This window comes from Cryptosporangium aurantiacum (genome assembly GCF_900143005.1).
Classification (GTDB): Bacteria; Actinomycetota; Actinomycetes; order Mycobacteriales; family Cryptosporangiaceae; genus Cryptosporangium; species Cryptosporangium aurantiacum.
This window is the reverse complement of the sequence record NZ_FRCS01000021.1, coordinates 56,455-73,567: the sequence shown is the minus strand read 5'-3', so window position 1 is coordinate 73,567 and position 17,113 is coordinate 56,455. Positions and strand designations below refer to the sequence as shown.

Below are 17,113 nucleotides of genomic sequence, written 5' to 3'. Positions count from 1 at the left end.
TGTAGAACGCCGTGGCGACCAACGTCAGGAACGCTCACCGCCGCCCTCTCGAAGGAGTCGCCATGAGGTCAGTTCCGGACTCACCCGTCGACCGGATCCTCACCGCTTCCCTGGTCGTCGCACCGTTGCTCCTGCTGCTCACCGACGTCCTGTACGCGCTCCGCGGTTGGGACGACTCCGGCGCCGCGATCGTCCACGTCCTGGGCTCGGCCGCGTTCCTACTCGTCCTGCTCCGTGTCCTGACGGTCACCGGCGGCGGCGCCTTCGGCGCTGCCTTGCTGATCGTGGGCGTGCTCGGCGGCGCGGGGAACATCGGCTACGGCTTCAACTCGATCCACGTCTCGCTCGGCGACACCGACCTGAATGACGCCTCCGGCGCTGCTGCGCTGATCAAGGTGCTCGGGCTCTGCTTCCCGCTGACGTTGCTGCTCATCGGCCTGGCCTACCGCCGCAGCCAGGCGCCGTGGATCGTCGCGCTGCTGGTGCTCGCGGCGGTGGTCTGGCCGATCGCCCACATCGCCAACCTCGGCTGGCTCGCGGTCCTGGGGAACGTCCTGATCGTCGTCCCGCTCGCCGCAATCGCCGCACCGACCCGCGCGCGGGTCCTCGAACCTGCCGCCGTCGACTGACGCGCCACCCGATCGACCCCCGTGCCGCCGCGCGGGGGTCTCGTCCTCGCCCGCGTTGCGGGCTAGCGTCGTTCCATGCAGACGACGACGCTGTCGGGGACGCTGGTGCGCCTGCGTGTGGCGACCGCGGACGACGTACCGGCACTGGCCGCGATCCGGTCGAAGCCCGAGGTGTACGACCGGTGGCGCGGCGGTGAGGACCTGACCGGCACGGTGGCCGGGGAACTGACCGAAGACGACGTCGTCGTGCTGGCCGTCCAATTCGAGGACCGCGTCGTCGGCGCCATCCAGTGGGGCGAGGAGGAGGACCCGGAGTACCGGCACGCCAGCATCGACATCTACCTGGATCCCGCGGTCCACGGTCGTGGCCTGGGCACGGACGCCGTCCGCACGCTCGCCCGGTATCTGATCGACGAGCGCGGTCACCATCGGCTGGTGATCGATCCGGCCGCCGACAACGAGGCGGCGATCCGGTGTTACGCGAAGGTCGGTTTCCGTCCGGTCGGTGTCATGCGTCGCTACGAGCGCGGCCCGGACGGCGGCTGGCACGACGGGTTGCTGATGGATCTCCTCGCCGAGGAACTGGCCTGAAGTGTCACACCCGCGTTCTACGGTCGGGCCATGACTTGGAAAATCGAACTCGTTCCCATTCCGGTGACCGACGTCGACCGCGCCAAGGCGTTCTACGTGAGCGTCGGGTTCAACGCCGACCATGACCACAAGGTGCACGAAGGCCTGCGGTTCGTGCAGCTGACGCCGCCCGGGTCGGCATGCTCGATCGTGATCGGCGACGGCGTCACCGAGCTGGCTCCCGGCACGCAGGAGATCCAGGTCGTGGTCCCCGACGCCGAGGCCGCGCGCGCCCAGTTGCTCGACGCCGGTGCCGAGGCGAGCGAGGTCGACGTCCAGCCCTGGGGCAACTTCGTGTACTTCCGCGATCCCGACGGCAACAAGTGGTCGCTCCAGGCGATCCCGTCCCGCCCCAACGGCTGATCCGCCGGGGCGCCCTAGAAGTGGCGTCAGGAGTCGCGTTCCGCGGGAGGGTCTGCGTCGACCTTCGAGTGGAGGACCGCGCGGGCTTGTTCGGCAGCGCGGATGAGGGCTTCGGTGACGAAGTCGAGGAAGCGGGCGGTGTTCTCCAAACGGGTGCCGGCAGGCGTGCCGACCCCCAGAATGTTGACGCCCTTGCGTGCGGTTTCGACGAGTAGCGCGTTGTCCTTGGCGCTGCGGATCATCGACTGGTACCAGAGGTCATCGTCGACGACGTAGCGCTCGCGGCGGCGCTCGTCGCGGACCCGGCGAACGAGTTCGAGGCCCTCCAGGAGCGCGACCGCCTTGGAGACCGACGCCGGGCTGACCTGCAGACGCTGGGCCAGTTCGGACGCGGTGAGGCTGCCGGAGTCGGTGGTGTAGAGGCAGGACAGCACCCGGGCCATCATCTTGGGCAGGCCTGAGGTCATGTAGACGGTGGTGAGCGTCTCCTCGTACTCGCGGACGGCCTCGGGGTCGCGTCCGTGGACCTGCGGAAGCGCTTGCCTCTCCGCAGGTGTCGCCTGACGGCGCCGGTGCGTGCGCTGCTGGGTAGCGCGCTGGGCCAGGTCGGCGCGGTAGCCGGTAGGGCCGCCGTTGCGCATCACTTCACGCGTGATCGTCGAGGTCGGCCGATCGAGGCCGCGAGCGATCTCGGCATAGGCGAGGCCGTCCGCTAGTCCCAGCGCGATCTGCTGGCGTTCCTGCTGGGTGAGTCTGCCTCCCGGCATCGCGGTTCCCCCTCGGTGTTCGGTGAGGCCTCCAACATAGCGTTCACTCTCATCCTATTGCAACGCTATTCGCCTCTCGTTGCGTTACCTTACAGGATCGTTGCAACAATATTTAGGCTCTGAGCTGCTGTTTTATCGATGTGGCGCAACTTCGTTGTTGCCTGATCTTTGAACGCAACGTAGCTTTTGCGTTGTCGGAAACACCGGCAAGCAGCCACACCGAGGAGCCCACGATGACCACGTTCGCCACCCCCGCCCCGATCGCCGCCGAGCTGAACGTCCCCGCCGGCCGGGTCCAGTTCGTCGCCGCTGACCGGACCGACACCACGGTCGAGGTCCGGCCCGCCGATGCCTCGAAGAACCGGGACGTCAAGGCCGCCGAGCGGACCACCGTCGACTACGCCGACGGCGTGCTGCGGATCCAGGCCCCCGCCGGGACCAACGCACTGCTCGGCGCGACCGGGTCGGTCGAGGTCACCGTGCAGCTGCCGGCCGGCTCCCGGGTCCGGACCCACTCGGCCGCGACCGAGTTCCGGGCCATCGGACGGCTGGGCGAGGTCAGCGTCGAAGGTGCGTACCAGGCGATCACGATCGACGAAGCCACCAGCGTGCAGCTGACCGCGATCGACGGGAGCGTCGAGATCGGCCGGCTCAACGGGCCGGCGCAGATCAGCACCCAGCGCGGTGACATCCGGGTCGTCGAAGCGGCCGGGCCCGGCACCGTCGAACTGACCACCCAGTCCGGGAACATCCAGATCTCTGCCGCCGCGGGCGTCTCGGCCTCGCTTGACGCCGGGACCGGTTACGGCCGAGTCAGCAACGCGCTGAAGAACGACGGCGTCGCCGGCCTGGAGATCCGCGCCACGACCTCCCACGGCGACATCACCGCCCGCAGCCTCTGACCCGCTGCCACCTCACCAGGAGAAACCCATGACCACCCTGGCCATCGCCGCCACCGGACTCCGCAAGTCCTACGGCGACAAGACCGTCCTGGACGGCGTCGACCTCACCGTCCCCGAAGGCACCATCTTCTCCCTGCTCGGCCCCAACGGCGCCGGCAAGACCACCACCGTCCAGATCCTCTCCACGCTCACCCGCGCCGACGCGGGTGAGGTCCAGGTCGCCGGCTACGACCTCACCCGCCAGGCCGACGACGTCCGCGGCGCGATCGGCGTCACCGGCCAGTACTCCGCCGTCGACAAGTTGCTGACCGGCGAAGAAAACCTGCTGCTGATGGCCGACCTGAGGCACCTCTCCAAGCGGGACGGGCGGCAGAAGGCCAAGCAGTTACTCGAGCAGTTCGACCTCGTCGACGCCGCGGCCAAACCCGCCGGAACCTACTCCGGCGGCATGCAGCGACGACTCGACCTGGCCATGACCCTCGTCGGGGACCCCCGCCTGATCTTCCTCGACGAACCCACCACCGGTCTCGACCCCCGCAGCCGCCGCGCGATGTGGCAGATCGTCCGGGAACTCGTCCACAACGGCGTGACGATCTTCCTCACCACCCAGTACCTCGAGGAAGCCGATCAACTCGCCGACCGCATCGCACTCCTCGACCGCGGACACCTCATCGCCGAAGGCACCGCCGACGAACTCAAGCGCCGCATCCCCGGCGGCCACATCCAGCTCACGTTCGCCGACACCCACGCCCTCGACGCAGCCCGTCAGCTCCTCAGCGCCGGCACCCCCGACCCCGAGGCCCTGACCCTCCAGGTCCCCAGTGACGGCGGCGTCGCCCCCATCCGGGAGCTCCTGACCCGCCTCGACCAGCAGGACATCCACGTCGAAGACCTGAGCATCCACACCCCCGACCTCGACGACGTCTTCCTCACCCTCACCGGCCAGCCCGCTACCCCCACCGCCACGGCGGCCCAGACCACGGAGGCCCTCCGATGAGCACCCTCGCCCTCGCCGCCCACGACTCGGCCACGATGGTTCGTCGCCAGCTCAAGCGCCTGATCCGCTACCCGTCCATGACCGTGCAGCTGGTCATCACCCCGGTCATCATCCTGCTGCTGTTCGTCTACGTCCTCGGCGGAACCCTCGGCAACGGTCTGGATACCGGCGGCGGTGGGCGCGGCGCCTACGTCAACTACATTGTCCCCGGCATCCTGCTCATCACCGCGGCGATGGCCGCCACCGGCACCGCCGTCATGGTCGCCACCGACATGACCGAAGGCATCGTCGCCCGGTTCCGCACGATGCGGATCTCCCGCGCCTCGGTCCTCACCGGCCACGTCGTCGGCAGCGTGATCCAGCAGCTCCTCTCGATGGCTGCGCTCCTGGGCATCGCACTGGCGATCGGCTTCCGCCCCAACGCGTCCGCGGTCGAATGGCTCGCCGCTCTCGGGCTGCTCACCCTCTTCGCCGTCGCGATCACCTGGCTCTCGGTCGCCCTCGGGCTGAATGCCTCCACCCCGGAAGCGGCCGGCAACGCGCCCATGCCGCTGATCCTGCTGCCCTTCCTCGGCAGCGGCTTCGTCCCCACCGACTCCATGCCCACCGTCCTGCGCTGGTTCGCCGAGTACCAGCCCTTCACCCCGATCATGGAAACCGTCCGCGGCCTGCTGCTCGGCACCCCGATCGGCAACAGCGGCGCGATCGCCGTCGCCTGGTGCGTCGGACTCGCCGCGGTCGGCTACCTCTGGGCCAAGAAGACCTTCAACAAGGCCTGACCGTGAACGGGCCGAACAGGGCCGCCAGACCCCACCGGGGTCCGGCGGCCCTGAGCCTTTTCCGCCCGCTGTTAGGTCCGCCTCCCGGACAGTCCGAGCATCTCCGGGCGGCGCGCGAACCGGAGCCAGTGCTCACCGGGGTCGGCGACCAGTCGCCGGGCACCGAGGTCCAGCAGGCCGCCCACGCTGTCGACCTCGGCGACCAGGCTGCCGTCGTCCACCCGGTGCAGCTTCTGGTGCACCCGTCCGGTGCGCCCGCCCGGCCAGTCGAACTCGCACGAGACGTCGACCGCGTGCCCGAGCCGCAGCTCCCGGCGGAACCGAACCATCGTCTCCAGCGTCACCGGCCCCAGGCCGGCGCGGCGGACCTCGTCGAGGTCCACGCCGGCCGCCTGGAGCAGCGACCAGCGGGCGTGGTCGGCGTACTGGAGATACACCGCGGTCGTGACGTGCCCCTGTGTGTCCAGCTCGTAGGCCCGAACCTCGACCCGAACCATGAACGCTTCGGTCGTCGTCACTACGCACCCCCGTCGTCGAGGTCGTCGCCGTGCGTGACGACCAGATCGACCACCGCGTCGAGGTGGCGAAGAAACCGGTCGCCGGTCGGATCGACGGTGATCTGCTGATCCACCAGTCCCTTCACGACCGCGGTCAGGACGTCGACATGGGCCCGCCCGACCACGCCGACCTCGGCGAGTGTGCGCCGCCAGACACCGAAGGTGACGCGGGCCAGCTCACGCGCTTCCGGCGATGGCGTGAAACCGGGGACTGTGCGCTGGGCCATCAGCTGGTACCGCTGCGGGTTCTCGACGCAGAATGCGGCGAACGCGGCCGCCGCGGTGCGCACGTCGTGCGGCCTGTTCGCTGCCAACTCGTCCAACCGGGTGCGGAAGTCCTCGTGCCCCTGCCGGTACAGCGCGTCGTACAGCTCCTGCTTGCTGGGGAAGTACCAGGCCAGCGACTGCGGCCGCATGCCCAGCCGGGTCGCGAGCGAACGGAGCGAGATGCCCGCGAGGCCGTCGAGTTCGGCTGATTCCCACGCGGCGGTGAGGATCTCGGTGAGCGTCTCCTGACGGCGCCGAGCCACCCTGTCGGTGACAGTTTTCTCTGTCATAGACAGGGAGAGTACGGCGTTCGACGGGCGGCGTCTACGGAAGCGCGTCCCGCGCTGCGCGGGCGACTTCCTCGTCGTGGGGTCGGCCCAGCGCACGGGCCAGCGCGATGACCCGGTCGAGCAGCACCAGCGCCTCGTCGTCGCGTCCCGCCACCCGGCAGGTCTCGGCGTAGCTGTGCAGGACGTCGATCTCCAACTGGACCTCGGCCAGCGGTTCCAGCAGCTCAGTGGCCCGCCGGTGGTGCTCGATCGCCTCGTCGTACGACCCGGTGATCCGCAGTGCGATGCCGAGGGCGTTGTGACACCACGCCTGGTTGTGCGGCAGTTCGGACACCTGCAACGCCTCGCGGAGCGTCCGCAGCGACTCCGCCGGGTCGTCCGGCGCCAGCGCGAGCCCCAGCGTCACCAGGCCGGCGACCCGAGCGGGCCCCGCGGCCCGAGCAACGGACGCCCGAGCGAGCTCGACGGCCTCACCGGGCCGTCCGAGGTGGAGCGTCACCCACCCCTCGAAGGCCAGCGCTTGGGACTGCCCGGCCGTGTTTCCCACCTTCTCGAACAGCTCGCGTGCCCGCCGGAAGTGCGCCTGTGCCGCTTCGAGGTCACCGAGATCGCGGCGCACGAAGCCGATCCGCAGCGCCAGCGCAGCGGCGACGTCGTCACCGGAAGGCCCAGCCTGCTCGGCCAGCTCGTACGCGGCGAGCGCCTCGGTGAGGCGCCCGGCGGCGGCGCGGGCGTAACCGAGGTCCGCGAGCAGCGCGGCCCGCTCCTGGTCGCGGCCGAGTCGTGCCGCGGCGGCCGCTCCCGCCTCCAGCATGCGCGCCTGGTCGTCGGTTCCGCGGTGCCGGAAGAACCAGACCCGCATGGCCTGCGGCAGCCCGGCCACCACCTCGTCCAGCCCGAGCCGCACCGCGGCGTCGAAGGCCGCGACCAGGTTGACGTACTCGAGGTCGAACCACTCCATCGCCCTCGCCGGATCGCCCGCCGACGGCTCCCTCCGCTGCGGCGAGGGCAGCGCGCGATCGTGGGTGACGGCCTGCGCCAGGTAGTGCCGCAGGACCCGCTGCACGGCGGCCTCGGCCTGCGGCGACGGCTCTTCGTCGGCGGCGAGGGCAGACGCGTACTGCCGGATCAGGTCGTGCATCCGGTAGCGCCCTGGCGCGAGTTCCTGGACGAGATGGGCGTCGACCAGCTCGTCCAGCACCGCTTCCAGCCGGCCGGGCGCCAGGTCGACGAGCGCGCCCGCGGTCACCGCGTCGAAGTCGGCGCCCGGCAGCATGCCGAGGAGCCGGAAGACGCGGCGCTGCACCGCGTCGAGCTGCTGCAGTGACATGCCGAACACGGCGTCGAAGCGACCGGCGGAGTCCCGCAGGCGCTCGGCCAGGACCGCCACCGTCCACCCCGGACGGTGCCGCAGCCGCGCACCCGCCATCCGCAGCGCCAGCGGGAGCCCACCGCACTGCTGCAGTACCTGGTCCACCCCGACGGCATCACCCAAAGCCAACCCCGCCGCCCGGCCGAACAGGCTCGCCGCGTCACCGTCGGCCAGCGGCGCCAGGGATACCGGCGGCACCCCGTCCAGGCTCACCAGCCGGTGCCTGCTGGTGATCAGCACCGCGGACTTCCCGGCGCCGGGCAGCAGCGGGCGCACCTGCTCCGCGTCGACCGCGTTGTCGAGCACGACGAGCGCACGGCGTCGGGACAGCTCCGACCGCCAGAGGGCCGACCGTTCAGCCGCGCCGGGCGGTGGATGCGTGACGTCCAGCGCGATCAACAGCCGGCCGAGCGCAGCCGGTGGCTCCAGCGGCTCCTGACCCGGGGTGAAGCCCTGCAGGTCGACGTAGAGCCCGCCGTCCGGATACGCCGGGGCGAGCCGATGAGCCACGTGCACGGCCAGGCTGGTCTTGCCCACGCCCCCCATGCCGTCGATCACGACCGCGCCCGCGGTGCGCAGCAGCTCTTCGACCTGCGCGGCCTCCGCGTCCCGGCCGGTGAAGTCGAACAGGTCGGCAGGCAGGTCGTTGCGACGCGGCGCGGGTGCCGCGCCGGCCTTGTTCGCCTCGGCCCACACCGCTCGCAGCGGCCGGGGGTCACGGCCCACGACCCGGCACAGCGCCACCACGGCGTCCCACGGCGGCACGAGCCGGCCGGTCAAGTACCGCGACAACGACGAGCTGCTCAGCCCCGAATCGCGGGCGAGGGCGCGCAGACTCAGCCCGCTCAGCTCCTTGATCCGAGCGAGCTGAGCCACCAGTCGCTCCTGCGGGCCGGCCACGTGAAACACCGTAGCGTCCCGGCCCGCGGCAACGGATCAGCACGATATCTGCCCTGGTCAGAGCATTTCCGGCTGTCCCACGGTGTCCCACGGACCACGCGGGGACAGACCCGCCGCTGATCAGATCACCCCTGTCAGCGAGACCGACGAACTCAGCGACACCGACGAAGGAGAGAACGATGACCACCGAGCGCATGCCGAACCCAGCGGCTCTGCTCCCCGAGGCCATGGACGCCCTGATGGCTCTCAACCGGGTCATCTCCGGAGCCGGGGTCGACGGCAAGCTACTGGCGCTCACTCACCTGCGGGCCAGCCAGATCAACGGCTGCAGCCCGTGCGTGGCCGGGGGCGCCCAGCAGGCCCGCAGGCACGGCCTGTCCGCGGAGCAGGTGGACACCGTCGCCGCCTGGCGGGAGACGCCCTGGTTCAGCGACGAGGAACGTGCCGTGCTGGCTCTGGCCGAGGCCGTCACCCGGCTCGCCGACCGGCCCGATCCGGTCCCGGACCAGGTGTGGGACGTGGCCGCCACGCATTTCGACCAGAAGGAACTGGCCGCGCTGCTGCTGAACATCGCGGTCACCAACACGTTCAACCGGCTCAACGCACCGACCCGCCGGCAAGCCGGCGCCTGGTAATCCCCCGAACCCTGAGAGAGGAACCACTGCCATGACCACCACGCAGAAGTACGACGGCTTCACCGACGACGAGCGCGACGCGATGAAGCAGCGCGCCAAGGAGCTCAAGACCCGCGCCCGCCGGGGCGCCAAGGCCGACACCGAGAGCGACGTGCTCGCGAAGATCGCCGAGATGTCGGAGTCCGACCGCGCGATCGCCGAGCGGCTGCACACCGTGATCAAGGCCGCCGCGCCGGTGCTCACCCCGAAGCTCTGGTACGGGATGCCTGCCTACGCCCGCGACGGCAAGGTCGTCTGCTTCTTCCAGAGCGCCGCGAAGTTCAAGACGCGGTTCGCGATGCTCGGCTTCAGCGACGAGGCGAACCTCGACGACGGCACGATGTGGTCGACCTACTTCGCGCTGACCGAGCTGGACGCCGACAACGAGGCCAGGATCAGCGCGCTCGTGAAGCAGGCCGTGAGCTGAACTCGCACGTGATCGGGGTATCGGGCCCGCCCGGTACCCCGATCAGCGGTGATCGAGGTAGCTGAGCACCGCGAGGACCCGCCGGTGGTGATGGGCATCCGGCGGCAGGCCGAGCTTGCCGAACATCGTGTTGATCACGTTGCTGACGGACTTCTCGGTGATCACCAGACGCTCCGCGATCGCCCCGTTCGAGTGTCCCTCGGCCATCAGCCGCAGTACGTCCCGTTCCCGGCTGGTCAGTGCGCCGAGCGTGTCCGGTCCGCGGAGCAGTTGCGCGACGACGTCCGGATCCATGACCGTGCCACCGTCCGCGACGGTCCGGATCGCGTCGACGAACTGACGGACCTCACCGACCCGATCCTTGAGCAGGTACCCGATCGCGCCGGCCCGGTCGGCGAGCAACTCGCGCGCGTAGAGCCGTTCGACGTACTGCGAGAGGATCAGGATCGGTAGTCCGGGAACCGCGCGCCGGGCGGCGAGCGCGGCGCGTATCCCCTCGTCGGTGAACGTCGGGGGCAGCCGGACGTCGAGCACAGCCACGTCCGGCCGGGCGTTGATGATCTCCTCCGCCAGCCGGGTGCCGTCCGGCGTCGCCGTGGCCACCTCGAAGCCGTAGACGCTCAGCATCCGGGTCAGCCCGTCCCGCAGTAACACCTGGTCTTCGGCGATCAGGACACGCACGGCAGCTCCATCTCGATCTCGGTCGGTCCGCCCAGCGGGCTGTGCACGCTCAGCGAGCCGTCAAAAGCCGACAGCCGACGCCGGATGCCGAGCAGGCCGGTACCCGCGGTGGGATCCGCGCCACCGCACCCGTCGTCATACACGCTGATGCGTAACGCCTCGCCGGCGTCGATCAACGTCACCAGCACGTGGGACGCGGCGCCGTGCCGGATCGCGTTGGTCACGGTCTCGGCGATCGCGAAGTACGCCGCGGACTCGACCGGCGCGGCCAACCGCCTCTCCAACCTCAGGTCGAGGTCGACCGGGACCGCGCTGCCCAGCACGAGAGCGCGCACGGCCTCGGCCAGCCCGCGGTCGGCCAGGATCGGCGGGTGAATTCCTCGCACGAGGTCACGCAGCTCGGTCAGCGCAGCGCCCGCACCGGCGCGGGCCTCGCTCAACATCACCTTCGCGACCGCCGGGTCGTCGTCGATGAGGTCCTCGGCGACACCGAGGTTCATCGCCATCGCCACCAGCCTGGCCTGGGCACCGTCGTGCAGGTCCCGTTCGATGCGGCGCAGCTCGGCAGCGGACGCGTCCACGGTGGCGGCGCGGTCGGTGGTCAGCCGGTCCACCTTCGCCGCGAGGTCGGCGGCTGCCGTCGGACCGAGCAGCGCTCCGGCCAGCCAGGTTTGCCCGCGGATCAGATAACGCGGAACGCGGGTGGCGACGACGACCAGGGCCACTCCGACCGGCACCAGCAGCCACGTGGTCGGCCCGGACCCTCCGACGAGTTCCAGGATGACCGGGTCGTATCCGGCTCGCTCCGGGAGGGCCGCACGCAGGATCGGCGCGGTCAGGCACTGCAACGCGGTCAACCAGAGCACGAGCGCCACCACGAAGCTCCCGGTACCGGCGACGAACTGGCAGACCAGCCAGGCCAAGTCGCGGCGAGTGGCCGGATCGACCAGCACCGCTCGCAACCGGAGGATCGGACCCGCGGGTAGCGGCCGATAGGGCACCGGGATCCCGACACGACGTCGCTGGAATCCGGCCAGCAGCCGGGAAGCCCACACCACCCCCGCGAGTAGTCCGAGGCCGATCCCCGCCGCGAGGCTCGCCGGCACCGCGGCGACGGCCAGCGCGATCAGGATCGGCGCGGGCAGCCCCAGCGCGGCGCCCGCGGCCAGCCACAACAGCTCACGCACTCGATTTCGCACGGCCTGACGGTAGGGCCCGACACCTCCGGCCGGGCAGGGTGCCAGCACCTGGGCGAACCGAGGCGTCGGCGCCCTGGGGCGCACGCGCGCTCTCGACCACTGTGGCCAATGACGGAAAGAGCTACAGGAGGCACGATGAAACGGCTAGTGCTAGCACTGGCGGCGCTGGTGACGATGATCGCGATGATGGTCGTATCGTCCGCAGCGTCCGCTGCCTCGGACGTCACGACCACCGAGGTTTCATTCACCAGCAGCGACGGCGTCACCCTGCACGGCACGGTGTTCGCCCCCCGCACCGCCACCGGGCGCCAGCCCGGCCTCGTCCTGCTCGAGGGTGCGGGCAACCGTGGCCGGTCGTACCTGCGTGCGGAGGCCGAGGCCTACGCACGTCACGGTGTCGTGACGCTGGCCTACGACAAGCGGTCGGTCGGGTATTCGCTGCTGAAGCGGGACTACGGGCTGCTTGCCGACGACGCGCTGGCGGCCGTCCGGGTACTGCGGACCCGCCAGGGCGTCGATCCCGATCGGATCGGTCTCTGGGCACTGTCCGAGGGAGCGTTCGTCGCGCCGATCGCTGCCGGTCGATCCGACGAGGTGGCGTTCGTGATCACGGTCGGGGCGGTCGGGGTCACCCCGGCGGCGCAGACCGCCTGGGCGTACGGCCCGTATCTCGAGCACGCCGGTGTCACCGGGCGCCTCGCGCGAACGCTGCAGACCACCGTGCTGGGCACCGCGATCGACGTCGGCCTGTTCCCGGAGTACGACTTCGACCCGGTGCCGGCCTGGGAGCGCGTGCGCCAGCCGGTGCTCGCCCAGTGGGGAGAGTTCGACCGTGACAGCGTGCCCAGGGAGAGCAGTCGGCTGATCCGCGAGGCGCTCGAGCGTGGCGGCAACACGCAGCACAGCGTCCGCATCGTGGCGTCGGTGAACCACAACCTGCACACGACCGCGAACGAGGGTTTCGACCGCCTGCCGACGCTGCCGGCCGGATACGCGGACGCCGAGGTGGCGTGGATCCACGATCCGTCCCGGACGCCGACAGGCGTCGAACTCGCCCCGGAGGCGCCCACGCCCGACCCGGTCGGCGCGGGAACCCGCTGGATTCTGGTCACCGGAGCAGTGATGGTCCTCGGTGGGCTGGCCTTCGGCCTGATCCGGGCCGGGCGGCTCCCGAAGGCCTTCCGGTGGCTCGCCGTGCTCGCTCCGGTCAGCGTGCTGTGGACGCTCTGCTACATGTTCTTTCTGCTGGCCTCCGCAGGCAAGGTGACCGGCCCGGTGGTCGCGGGGAGGCCGGTCGCCTGGCTGTTCACGCAACTGCTCGCCGTCGGCACCGTCGTGGCTGCCCTCGCGGTCCTGGCCGCCTGGCACCGCCCGTCAAAGCTGACATCGGCGGGGCGGATCCGGACCGGCGCCCTCACCGCGGTCGCCGCGCTCACGCTCCCCTGGACGATCTACTGGGGCCTGCTGTGGATCTGACCCGAATGGACAGGGAAGTTGCTGCGGAACACCCGCTCGGGGTCGCGATCATCCTTGACCGCCCGGAGCCGAGCGACCGCACCCGGGTGGAACGCGGCGCTGACGCTCTCCCCCGGCGCGAGGAACGTGAACGGCTTGCGTCCGCCGACGTGCGGGCCGAGGTCGGCGATCAGCTGATCCTCCCGGGCCCGAATGGCCGCCGCGGTGGCGGGCGTCGGCGCACCGAACAGGTAGATCGCATACGGCTCGGTCAACGGTCCGTGCGGACTGTCGGACGGCCCGGCCAGCGCGCCTCCCAACTGCCTGATTTGGACGCTCAGCAGCGGGTCGATCGGCGCGGCGACCACCGCCTTGAGCACCGCGTCGTCCAGCCCGGTCAGCAGCTCGCCGCGGAAGAGGCCGGGAGCGGGATCCACCGGTTCGGCGGTGATCGCGCCCACGTCGGCGATCGGAAGCAGACTCCGTCCGTCCGAGATCGGCGGACCGACCTCGTCCAGGGCGCGCAGCAGCGCTCGCCCCTCGACCGGGTCACCGAGGTAGGTGGCGTCGACCGCGACCAGCGGCGCAGCGCCCGGGAACTGCAGCAGGTCGGCCCAGACCGTGAGCTCGTCCGGCGCGTCGGTGGTGAGGTCGCGGAACGCCGCCAGCACGTCGGGTGCACGATCGGCGGGCCAGAGCACCCGCCCGCCGTACAGCGCGGGCGCCGGGTGCAGTCCGAACTCGACTGCGGTGACGATCGCGAAGTCACCACCGCCCCCGCGAAGTGCCCAGAACAGCTCGGCGTCGGTTTCGGCGGTCACCCGGGCGCGGCGCCCGTCGGCGTCGACGACGTCGAACGCGGTGACGCTGTCGGCAGCCCACCCGTACTTGCGGCCGAACCAGCTCAACCCGCCGCCGAGCGTGTAACCGACGACGCTGACCGCCGGGGAGCTGCCCGGGAGGCCGGTCAGCCCGTGTGGCCCGGCGACGGCCTGGACCTGGCCCCACGTCACGCCGGCGCCGACGCGAGCGGTGCGGGCGTCCGGGTCGACGCGCAGCTCGTCGAGCCGCCGGATGCGGAGCAGGACCACACCCTCGACGTCACCGGTGGCGCCGTGTCCGCTGGGCTGGGCCGCCACCGTCAGCCCGTGGGCGCGTGCGTGGCTGACCAGCGCGGCGACGTCGTCGGCGTCCTCGGCGTCGACCACCGCGGCCACCGGTTGTTCGACGGCGAGGTTCCACGGCCGCGCGGCGTCGGCGAAGCCGGCGTCTCCGGGCAACAGCACCCGTCCGCGGACGGCAGAGCGCAGGTTCTTCATACGGTTCTCCTCTGTTCAGGCGGTGAAGATCGCGGTCGGATCGCCGGTGAACCAGGCGTTGTCGATGCGGAGCTGCCGGATCACCCAGCGCTCGCCGTCGCGCACGAGCTCGACCTCGTAGAAGTTCTTCAGCAGCGCGAACACGCCGTGGTCGGCGCTGAGCAGGTGCTGGGCCTCGACCAGAGCGGTCAGCCGGGCGATGTCACCGTCGATCTCCACACGCGGGTTCGTGACCTGGTGGGTGGTGTCGACCCGCCCGGCGAACATTCCGAGGATCGTCGTCACGATCGTGTCCCGGCCGGACATCAGCGGCACCTGGGCGCCCCACTTGGCCGCCGTCGGCCGGAAATCCAGCTCGGCGTCCGCGGCGAACGCCGATGCGAACAGTTCCCGGTCCTTCCGGTCCTGGCCGAGACCGAAGCGGTAGAGCGCGTCGAGGATCTCGACGCGGTCGTGCAATAACGCCACGCGAGCAGCGGACATCGGTATTCCTTCGCAGGTCGATCGGTATCTCGTACGGATCAACCCTCGGACGAGCGCGGCGCCGGAACAACGCGCATCCGAGCGACAATCGTGAAGCCACGATTAACGATGCGGAGGTGCGGACATGCTGGAACGGCACGAGGTGGAGGCGTTCCTCGTCCTCGCCGAGGAGCTGCACTTCGGGCACACCGCCGAGCGGCTGCACGTCTCGACGGCCCGGATCAGCCAGACGATCAACAAGCTCGAACGGCGGGTCGGCGTGCCGCTGTTCAACCGGACCAGCCGCCGGGTGGAGCTCTCCCCCGTCGGGCGTCAGCTCTACGCGGACCTGCGGCCCGCCTGGGAGCAGATCGGCGCCGCGCTCACCAGCGCGATCGAGACCGGCCGCGGTTTCACCGGGACGCTCCGGGTCTCGTTCACCGGCGCGGCGGGCGGGCTGTTGCTGGTCGGCGTCACCGACCTGTTCCGGGGACGCCACCCCGACTGCGACGTCCAGATCCGGGAGGCGCAGATCGGGGAGCTGATGCCCTGGCTCCAGGAAGGCACCGTCGACCTGGCCCTGGCGACGCTCCCGGTCCGGGAGCCCGACATCGTCACCGGGCCGGTGCTGGTGTCCGAGGCCCGTTTCCTGGCCGTTCCGGTGGGACACCCGTTCGCCCGTCGCGACACGCTCTCCGTCGAGGACCTCGCCTCGGTCACGATGCTCCAGCTACCGGACACGCTGCCCGAGTCGATGCGCGCCGACCGCACCCCGGAGGTGACCCCGTCCGGTCGTCCGATCCGGACCGGTCGGTCGGCAGCGACGTTCCAGGAAATGATGACGCTCGTCGGCGCCGGCCACGGAGTCTTCCCGGTCGGCGCCAACGTGCGCCGCTACTACGTGCGGCCCGACATCGTCTACGTCCATCTCCAGGACGCTCCGCCGCTGCAGTGGGGGCTTCTGTGGCGCACTGACAACGCCACGGCACGCGTCCGCGCGTTCAACGACGCCGCGGTCGACCACGTGACCGCGGGCCGGTGACCCGTCGTCGAACTCACGACGGAGTAATCGGCTGGGCCCTGTAACGCTGGGGGTCCGATCCGGACAGGAAGGGGTGTCGCCCGACCCGAGGAGCACGGATGCCCCACGAACCGCACGACGAGCTCGACGCCTTGCTGGCCGCCCGCACCGGCCCGAGCACGGCCGACCTCGACACGCCGGAGATCAACGCGGCCCTGGACGCGCTCGGCGAACGCATCGTCGCCGGGAAAACCGCCGGGCCGTCGTTACGACCCCGTCGCCGCCGGGCCGTCATCGTCGCCGCGTCGGCCGCGTTGGCCGCCGCGCTCGCGGTCGGCGTCCCGGCCGCGGCCGACTGGATCGACCTGCGTACCGGCCAATTCGGTCCGCCCGGGACGACCGAGCAGGACACCAGCGAGTACCTCCGCGCCGACTCGCCGGAGATGGCGGCGCTGGTGGAGGAGTACGGCCGCGACTATCCGCTGCCGCCGGGCGGCGACTGGTCGGAAAGGCTGCAGGTCATCAGGTCGTACGCCGGTCCGGGCGAGTCCGGTCTCATCCAGGAGACCGGCGTCAGGCTGGAGCTCGCGATGGAGTCCGCCTGCCAGTGGCAGGGGTACTGGCTCGAGGGCCACGACCGCGGTGACGCCGCGCAGATGGCGCAGGCACAGCGCACTCTGGACGACATCCCCGACTGGCGGGTGCTGCGCGAACGCAGCGACGACGACGGCATCTACTACCTGAAGATCGCGAAGGCCGCTCGGCTTGGCGACGAACCGTCGGTCCGCTACCTCTACGACTTGAACTGCTCGGGCAAGATCTCGCCGACCGGCGCTCCGGTGACACCGGACCCCTCGATCAACGCGCCGGACTACCTGACCGACGCCGAACGGGCCGGCCGGTGAGCGCCGCCGAGGCGCGGACGCGCTTCGAGACGCTCTACCGTGCCCACCGCGCGCCGGTCCTCGCGTTCCTGCTGCGCCGCACGGATCAGCCCGCGGACGCCGCCGACGTGCTGGCCGAGGTGTTCACCACGGTCTGGCGCCGCATCGACGACGTCCCCGACGGGGACGCCGCCCTTCCCTGGCTGTTCGGCGTCGCTCATCGGTCGCTGGCCAACCACAGCCGTGGGCACCGGCGGCGCCTCCGGCTGGTCGACGCCTTGGCCAGCGCGCTCGGCCGCTTCACCCGGACGACGGCGGCCGGCGATCACCCGGTGTTGGACGCCGCTCTCGCCGAGCTGTCCGACGTCGATCGCACGATCGTCACGCTGACGGCCTGGGAGCAGCGCACGCCGGCCGAGATCGCCGCGATCCTCGACCTGACGCCGGGCACCGTCCGGACGCGTCTGCACCGGGCGCGGAACCGCCTGCGCACCGCGCTGGAGGAACCCTCGGCATCCCGATCGGCGGTGTGACGGAA

20 protein-coding genes are annotated in these 17,113 nt (G+C 70.9%); 12 read left to right on the top strand and 8 right to left on the bottom strand.

From position 1 onward, the window contains the following. The first annotated feature begins 62 nt into the window (after positions 1-62). The 3 genes from BUB75_RS38905 to BUB75_RS38895 all read left to right on the top strand — a co-directional run bounded on the left by BUB75_RS38905 (position 63) and on the right by BUB75_RS38895 (position 1,622). Positions 63-629 (top strand): hypothetical protein, encoded by a 567-nt coding sequence (locus BUB75_RS38905; protein ID WP_073264875.1) that lies wholly within the window; start codon positions 63-65, stop codon positions 627-629. A gap of 75 nt (positions 630-704) precedes the next feature. Then, a complete protein-coding gene (locus tag BUB75_RS38900; protein WP_073264874.1) occupies positions 705-1,220 on the top strand; it encodes a GNAT family N-acetyltransferase in 516 nt (171 codons plus the stop codon). A 30-nt stretch (positions 1,221-1,250) separates the two neighbouring features. Then, a complete protein-coding gene (locus BUB75_RS38895; RefSeq protein WP_073264873.1) occupies positions 1,251-1,622 on the top strand; it encodes a VOC family protein in 372 nt (123 codons plus the stop codon). A 26-nt stretch (positions 1,623-1,648) separates the two neighbouring features. On the opposite strand, the gene BUB75_RS38890 is transcribed toward BUB75_RS38895, so the two are convergent. Continuing rightward, a complete protein-coding gene (locus BUB75_RS38890; protein ID WP_073264872.1) occupies positions 1,649-2,389 on the bottom strand; it encodes a helix-turn-helix domain-containing protein in 741 nt (246 codons plus the stop codon). A gap of 233 nt (positions 2,390-2,622) precedes the next feature. Between BUB75_RS38890 and BUB75_RS38885 the strand changes: the two genes are divergently transcribed. From BUB75_RS38885 to BUB75_RS38875, 3 genes are read left to right on the top strand one after another with little or no spacing between them, the layout of a single operon-like run. Next, the gene (locus BUB75_RS38885; RefSeq protein WP_073264871.1) at positions 2,623-3,291 is read left to right on the top strand and encodes a DUF4097 family beta strand repeat-containing protein; all 669 of its coding nucleotides are present in this window, start codon (positions 2,623-2,625) and stop codon (positions 3,289-3,291) included. 28 nt (positions 3,292-3,319) lie between these two features. After that, complete coding sequence (locus tag BUB75_RS38880; RefSeq protein ID WP_073264870.1) at positions 3,320-4,288, top strand: ATP-binding cassette domain-containing protein; 969 nt, start codon at positions 3,320-3,322, stop codon at positions 4,286-4,288. After that, a complete protein-coding gene (locus tag BUB75_RS38875) occupies positions 4,285-5,067 on the top strand; it encodes an ABC transporter permease (RefSeq protein ID WP_073264869.1) in 783 nt (260 codons plus the stop codon). Before BUB75_RS38880 ends, BUB75_RS38875 begins: the two co-directional genes overlap by 4 nt. 71 nt (positions 5,068-5,138) lie before the next feature. Here BUB75_RS38875 and BUB75_RS38870 read toward each other — a convergent pair whose 3' ends face one another. From BUB75_RS38870 to BUB75_RS38860, 3 genes are read right to left on the bottom strand one after another with little or no spacing between them, the layout of a single operon-like run. Further along, a complete protein-coding gene (locus BUB75_RS38870) occupies positions 5,139-5,564 on the bottom strand; it encodes a thioesterase family protein (protein ID WP_073264943.1) in 426 nt (141 codons plus the stop codon). A 20-nt stretch (positions 5,565-5,584) separates the two neighbouring features. Then, complete coding sequence (locus BUB75_RS38865; RefSeq protein WP_073264868.1) at positions 5,585-6,181, bottom strand: TetR/AcrR family transcriptional regulator; 597 nt, start codon at positions 6,179-6,181, stop codon at positions 5,585-5,587. A gap of 34 nt (positions 6,182-6,215) precedes the next feature. Continuing rightward, positions 6,216-8,429, bottom strand: a complete 2,214-nt coding sequence (locus BUB75_RS38860; protein ID WP_218618039.1) for an ATP-binding protein — start codon at positions 8,427-8,429, stop codon at positions 6,216-6,218. Between the two features lie 203 nt (positions 8,430-8,632). On the opposite strand from BUB75_RS38860, the gene BUB75_RS38855 reads away from it, so the two are divergent. Both BUB75_RS38855 and BUB75_RS38850 read left to right on the top strand, forming a co-directional pair. Beyond that, positions 8,633-9,088: a carboxymuconolactone decarboxylase family protein gene (locus BUB75_RS38855; RefSeq protein ID WP_073264866.1), complete on the top strand. Its 456-nt coding sequence runs from the start codon at positions 8,633-8,635 to the stop codon at positions 9,086-9,088. Between the two features lie 31 nt (positions 9,089-9,119). After that, positions 9,120-9,554, top strand: coding sequence for an iron chaperone (locus BUB75_RS38850; protein ID WP_073264865.1), 435 nt, complete (start codon positions 9,120-9,122; stop codon positions 9,552-9,554). A 42-nt stretch (positions 9,555-9,596) separates the two neighbouring features. On the opposite strand, the gene BUB75_RS38845 is transcribed toward BUB75_RS38850, so the two are convergent. Together BUB75_RS38845 and BUB75_RS38840 are read right to left on the bottom strand one after the other, a co-directional pair. Then, entirely contained in the window at positions 9,597-10,235 is a 639-nt protein-coding gene (locus BUB75_RS38845; RefSeq protein WP_073264864.1) for a response regulator, read from the bottom strand. Next, complete coding sequence (locus BUB75_RS38840) at positions 10,223-11,434, bottom strand: sensor histidine kinase (RefSeq protein WP_084742240.1); 1,212 nt, start codon at positions 11,432-11,434, stop codon at positions 10,223-10,225. Before BUB75_RS38840 ends, BUB75_RS38845 begins: the two co-directional genes overlap by 13 nt. 135 nt (positions 11,435-11,569) lie before the next feature. Between BUB75_RS38840 and BUB75_RS38835 the strand changes: the two genes are divergently transcribed. Then, positions 11,570-12,910 (top strand): alpha/beta hydrolase, encoded by a 1,341-nt coding sequence (locus BUB75_RS38835; RefSeq protein WP_143175698.1) that lies wholly within the window; start codon positions 11,570-11,572, stop codon positions 12,908-12,910. Here the strand turns inward: BUB75_RS38835 and BUB75_RS38830 are convergent. Both BUB75_RS38830 and BUB75_RS38825 read right to left on the bottom strand, forming a co-directional pair. Continuing rightward, a complete protein-coding gene (locus BUB75_RS38830) occupies positions 12,886-14,208 on the bottom strand; it encodes an FAD-binding oxidoreductase (protein ID WP_073264862.1) in 1,323 nt (440 codons plus the stop codon). The two genes, BUB75_RS38835 and BUB75_RS38830, sit on opposite strands and share 25 nt — an antisense overlap. A gap of 15 nt (positions 14,209-14,223) precedes the next feature. After that, a complete protein-coding gene (locus BUB75_RS38825; RefSeq protein ID WP_073264860.1) occupies positions 14,224-14,691 on the bottom strand; it encodes a nuclear transport factor 2 family protein in 468 nt (155 codons plus the stop codon). A 124-nt stretch (positions 14,692-14,815) separates the two neighbouring features. Here BUB75_RS38825 and BUB75_RS38820 point away from each other — a divergent pair, with 124 nt between their 5' ends. From BUB75_RS38820 to BUB75_RS38810, 3 genes are all read left to right on the top strand, one after another. Continuing rightward, positions 14,816-15,712, top strand: a complete 897-nt coding sequence (locus tag BUB75_RS38820) for a LysR family transcriptional regulator (protein ID WP_073264858.1) — start codon at positions 14,816-14,818, stop codon at positions 15,710-15,712. Between the two features lie 98 nt (positions 15,713-15,810). After that, complete coding sequence (locus BUB75_RS38815; RefSeq protein ID WP_073264856.1) at positions 15,811-16,596, top strand: hypothetical protein; 786 nt, start codon at positions 15,811-15,813, stop codon at positions 16,594-16,596. Then, positions 16,593-17,108 (top strand): RNA polymerase sigma factor, encoded by a 516-nt coding sequence (locus tag BUB75_RS38810; RefSeq protein ID WP_073264855.1) that lies wholly within the window; start codon positions 16,593-16,595, stop codon positions 17,106-17,108. The genes BUB75_RS38815 and BUB75_RS38810 overlap by 4 nt, the downstream gene beginning before the upstream one ends. Positions 17,109-17,113: the final 5 nt, after the last annotated feature.

Coding starts and splice junctions, on each gene's coding strand:
- BUB75_RS38905 (WP_073264875.1), top strand. CDS start 63: ATGAGGTCAGTTCCGGACTCACCCGTCGACCGGATCCTCACCGCTTCC.
- BUB75_RS38900 (WP_073264874.1), top strand. CDS start 705: ATGCAGACGACGACGCTGTCGGGGACGCTGGTGCGCCTGCGTGTGGCG.
- BUB75_RS38895 (WP_073264873.1), top strand. CDS start 1,251: ATGACTTGGAAAATCGAACTCGTTCCCATTCCGGTGACCGACGTCGAC.
- BUB75_RS38890 (WP_073264872.1), bottom strand. CDS start 2,389: ATGCCGGGAGGCAGACTCACCCAGCAGGAACGCCAGCAGATCGCGCTG.
- BUB75_RS38885 (WP_073264871.1), top strand. CDS start 2,623: ATGACCACGTTCGCCACCCCCGCCCCGATCGCCGCCGAGCTGAACGTC.
- BUB75_RS38880 (WP_073264870.1), top strand. CDS start 3,320: ATGACCACCCTGGCCATCGCCGCCACCGGACTCCGCAAGTCCTACGGC.
- BUB75_RS38875 (WP_073264869.1), top strand. CDS start 4,285: ATGAGCACCCTCGCCCTCGCCGCCCACGACTCGGCCACGATGGTTCGT.
- BUB75_RS38870 (WP_073264943.1), bottom strand. CDS start 5,564: ATGGTTCGGGTCGAGGTTCGGGCCTACGAGCTGGACACACAGGGGCAC.
- BUB75_RS38865 (WP_073264868.1), bottom strand. CDS start 6,181: ATGACAGAGAAAACTGTCACCGACAGGGTGGCTCGGCGCCGTCAGGAG.
- BUB75_RS38855 (WP_073264866.1), top strand. CDS start 8,633: ATGACCACCGAGCGCATGCCGAACCCAGCGGCTCTGCTCCCCGAGGCC.
- BUB75_RS38850 (WP_073264865.1), top strand. CDS start 9,120: ATGACCACCACGCAGAAGTACGACGGCTTCACCGACGACGAGCGCGAC.
- BUB75_RS38835 (WP_143175698.1), top strand. CDS start 11,570: ATGAAACGGCTAGTGCTAGCACTGGCGGCGCTGGTGACGATGATCGCG.
- BUB75_RS38830 (WP_073264862.1), bottom strand. CDS start 14,208: ATGAAGAACCTGCGCTCTGCCGTCCGCGGACGGGTGCTGTTGCCCGGA.
- BUB75_RS38825 (WP_073264860.1), bottom strand. CDS start 14,691: ATGTCCGCTGCTCGCGTGGCGTTATTGCACGACCGCGTCGAGATCCTC.
- BUB75_RS38820 (WP_073264858.1), top strand. CDS start 14,816: ATGCTGGAACGGCACGAGGTGGAGGCGTTCCTCGTCCTCGCCGAGGAG.
- BUB75_RS38815 (WP_073264856.1), top strand. CDS start 15,811: ATGCCCCACGAACCGCACGACGAGCTCGACGCCTTGCTGGCCGCCCGC.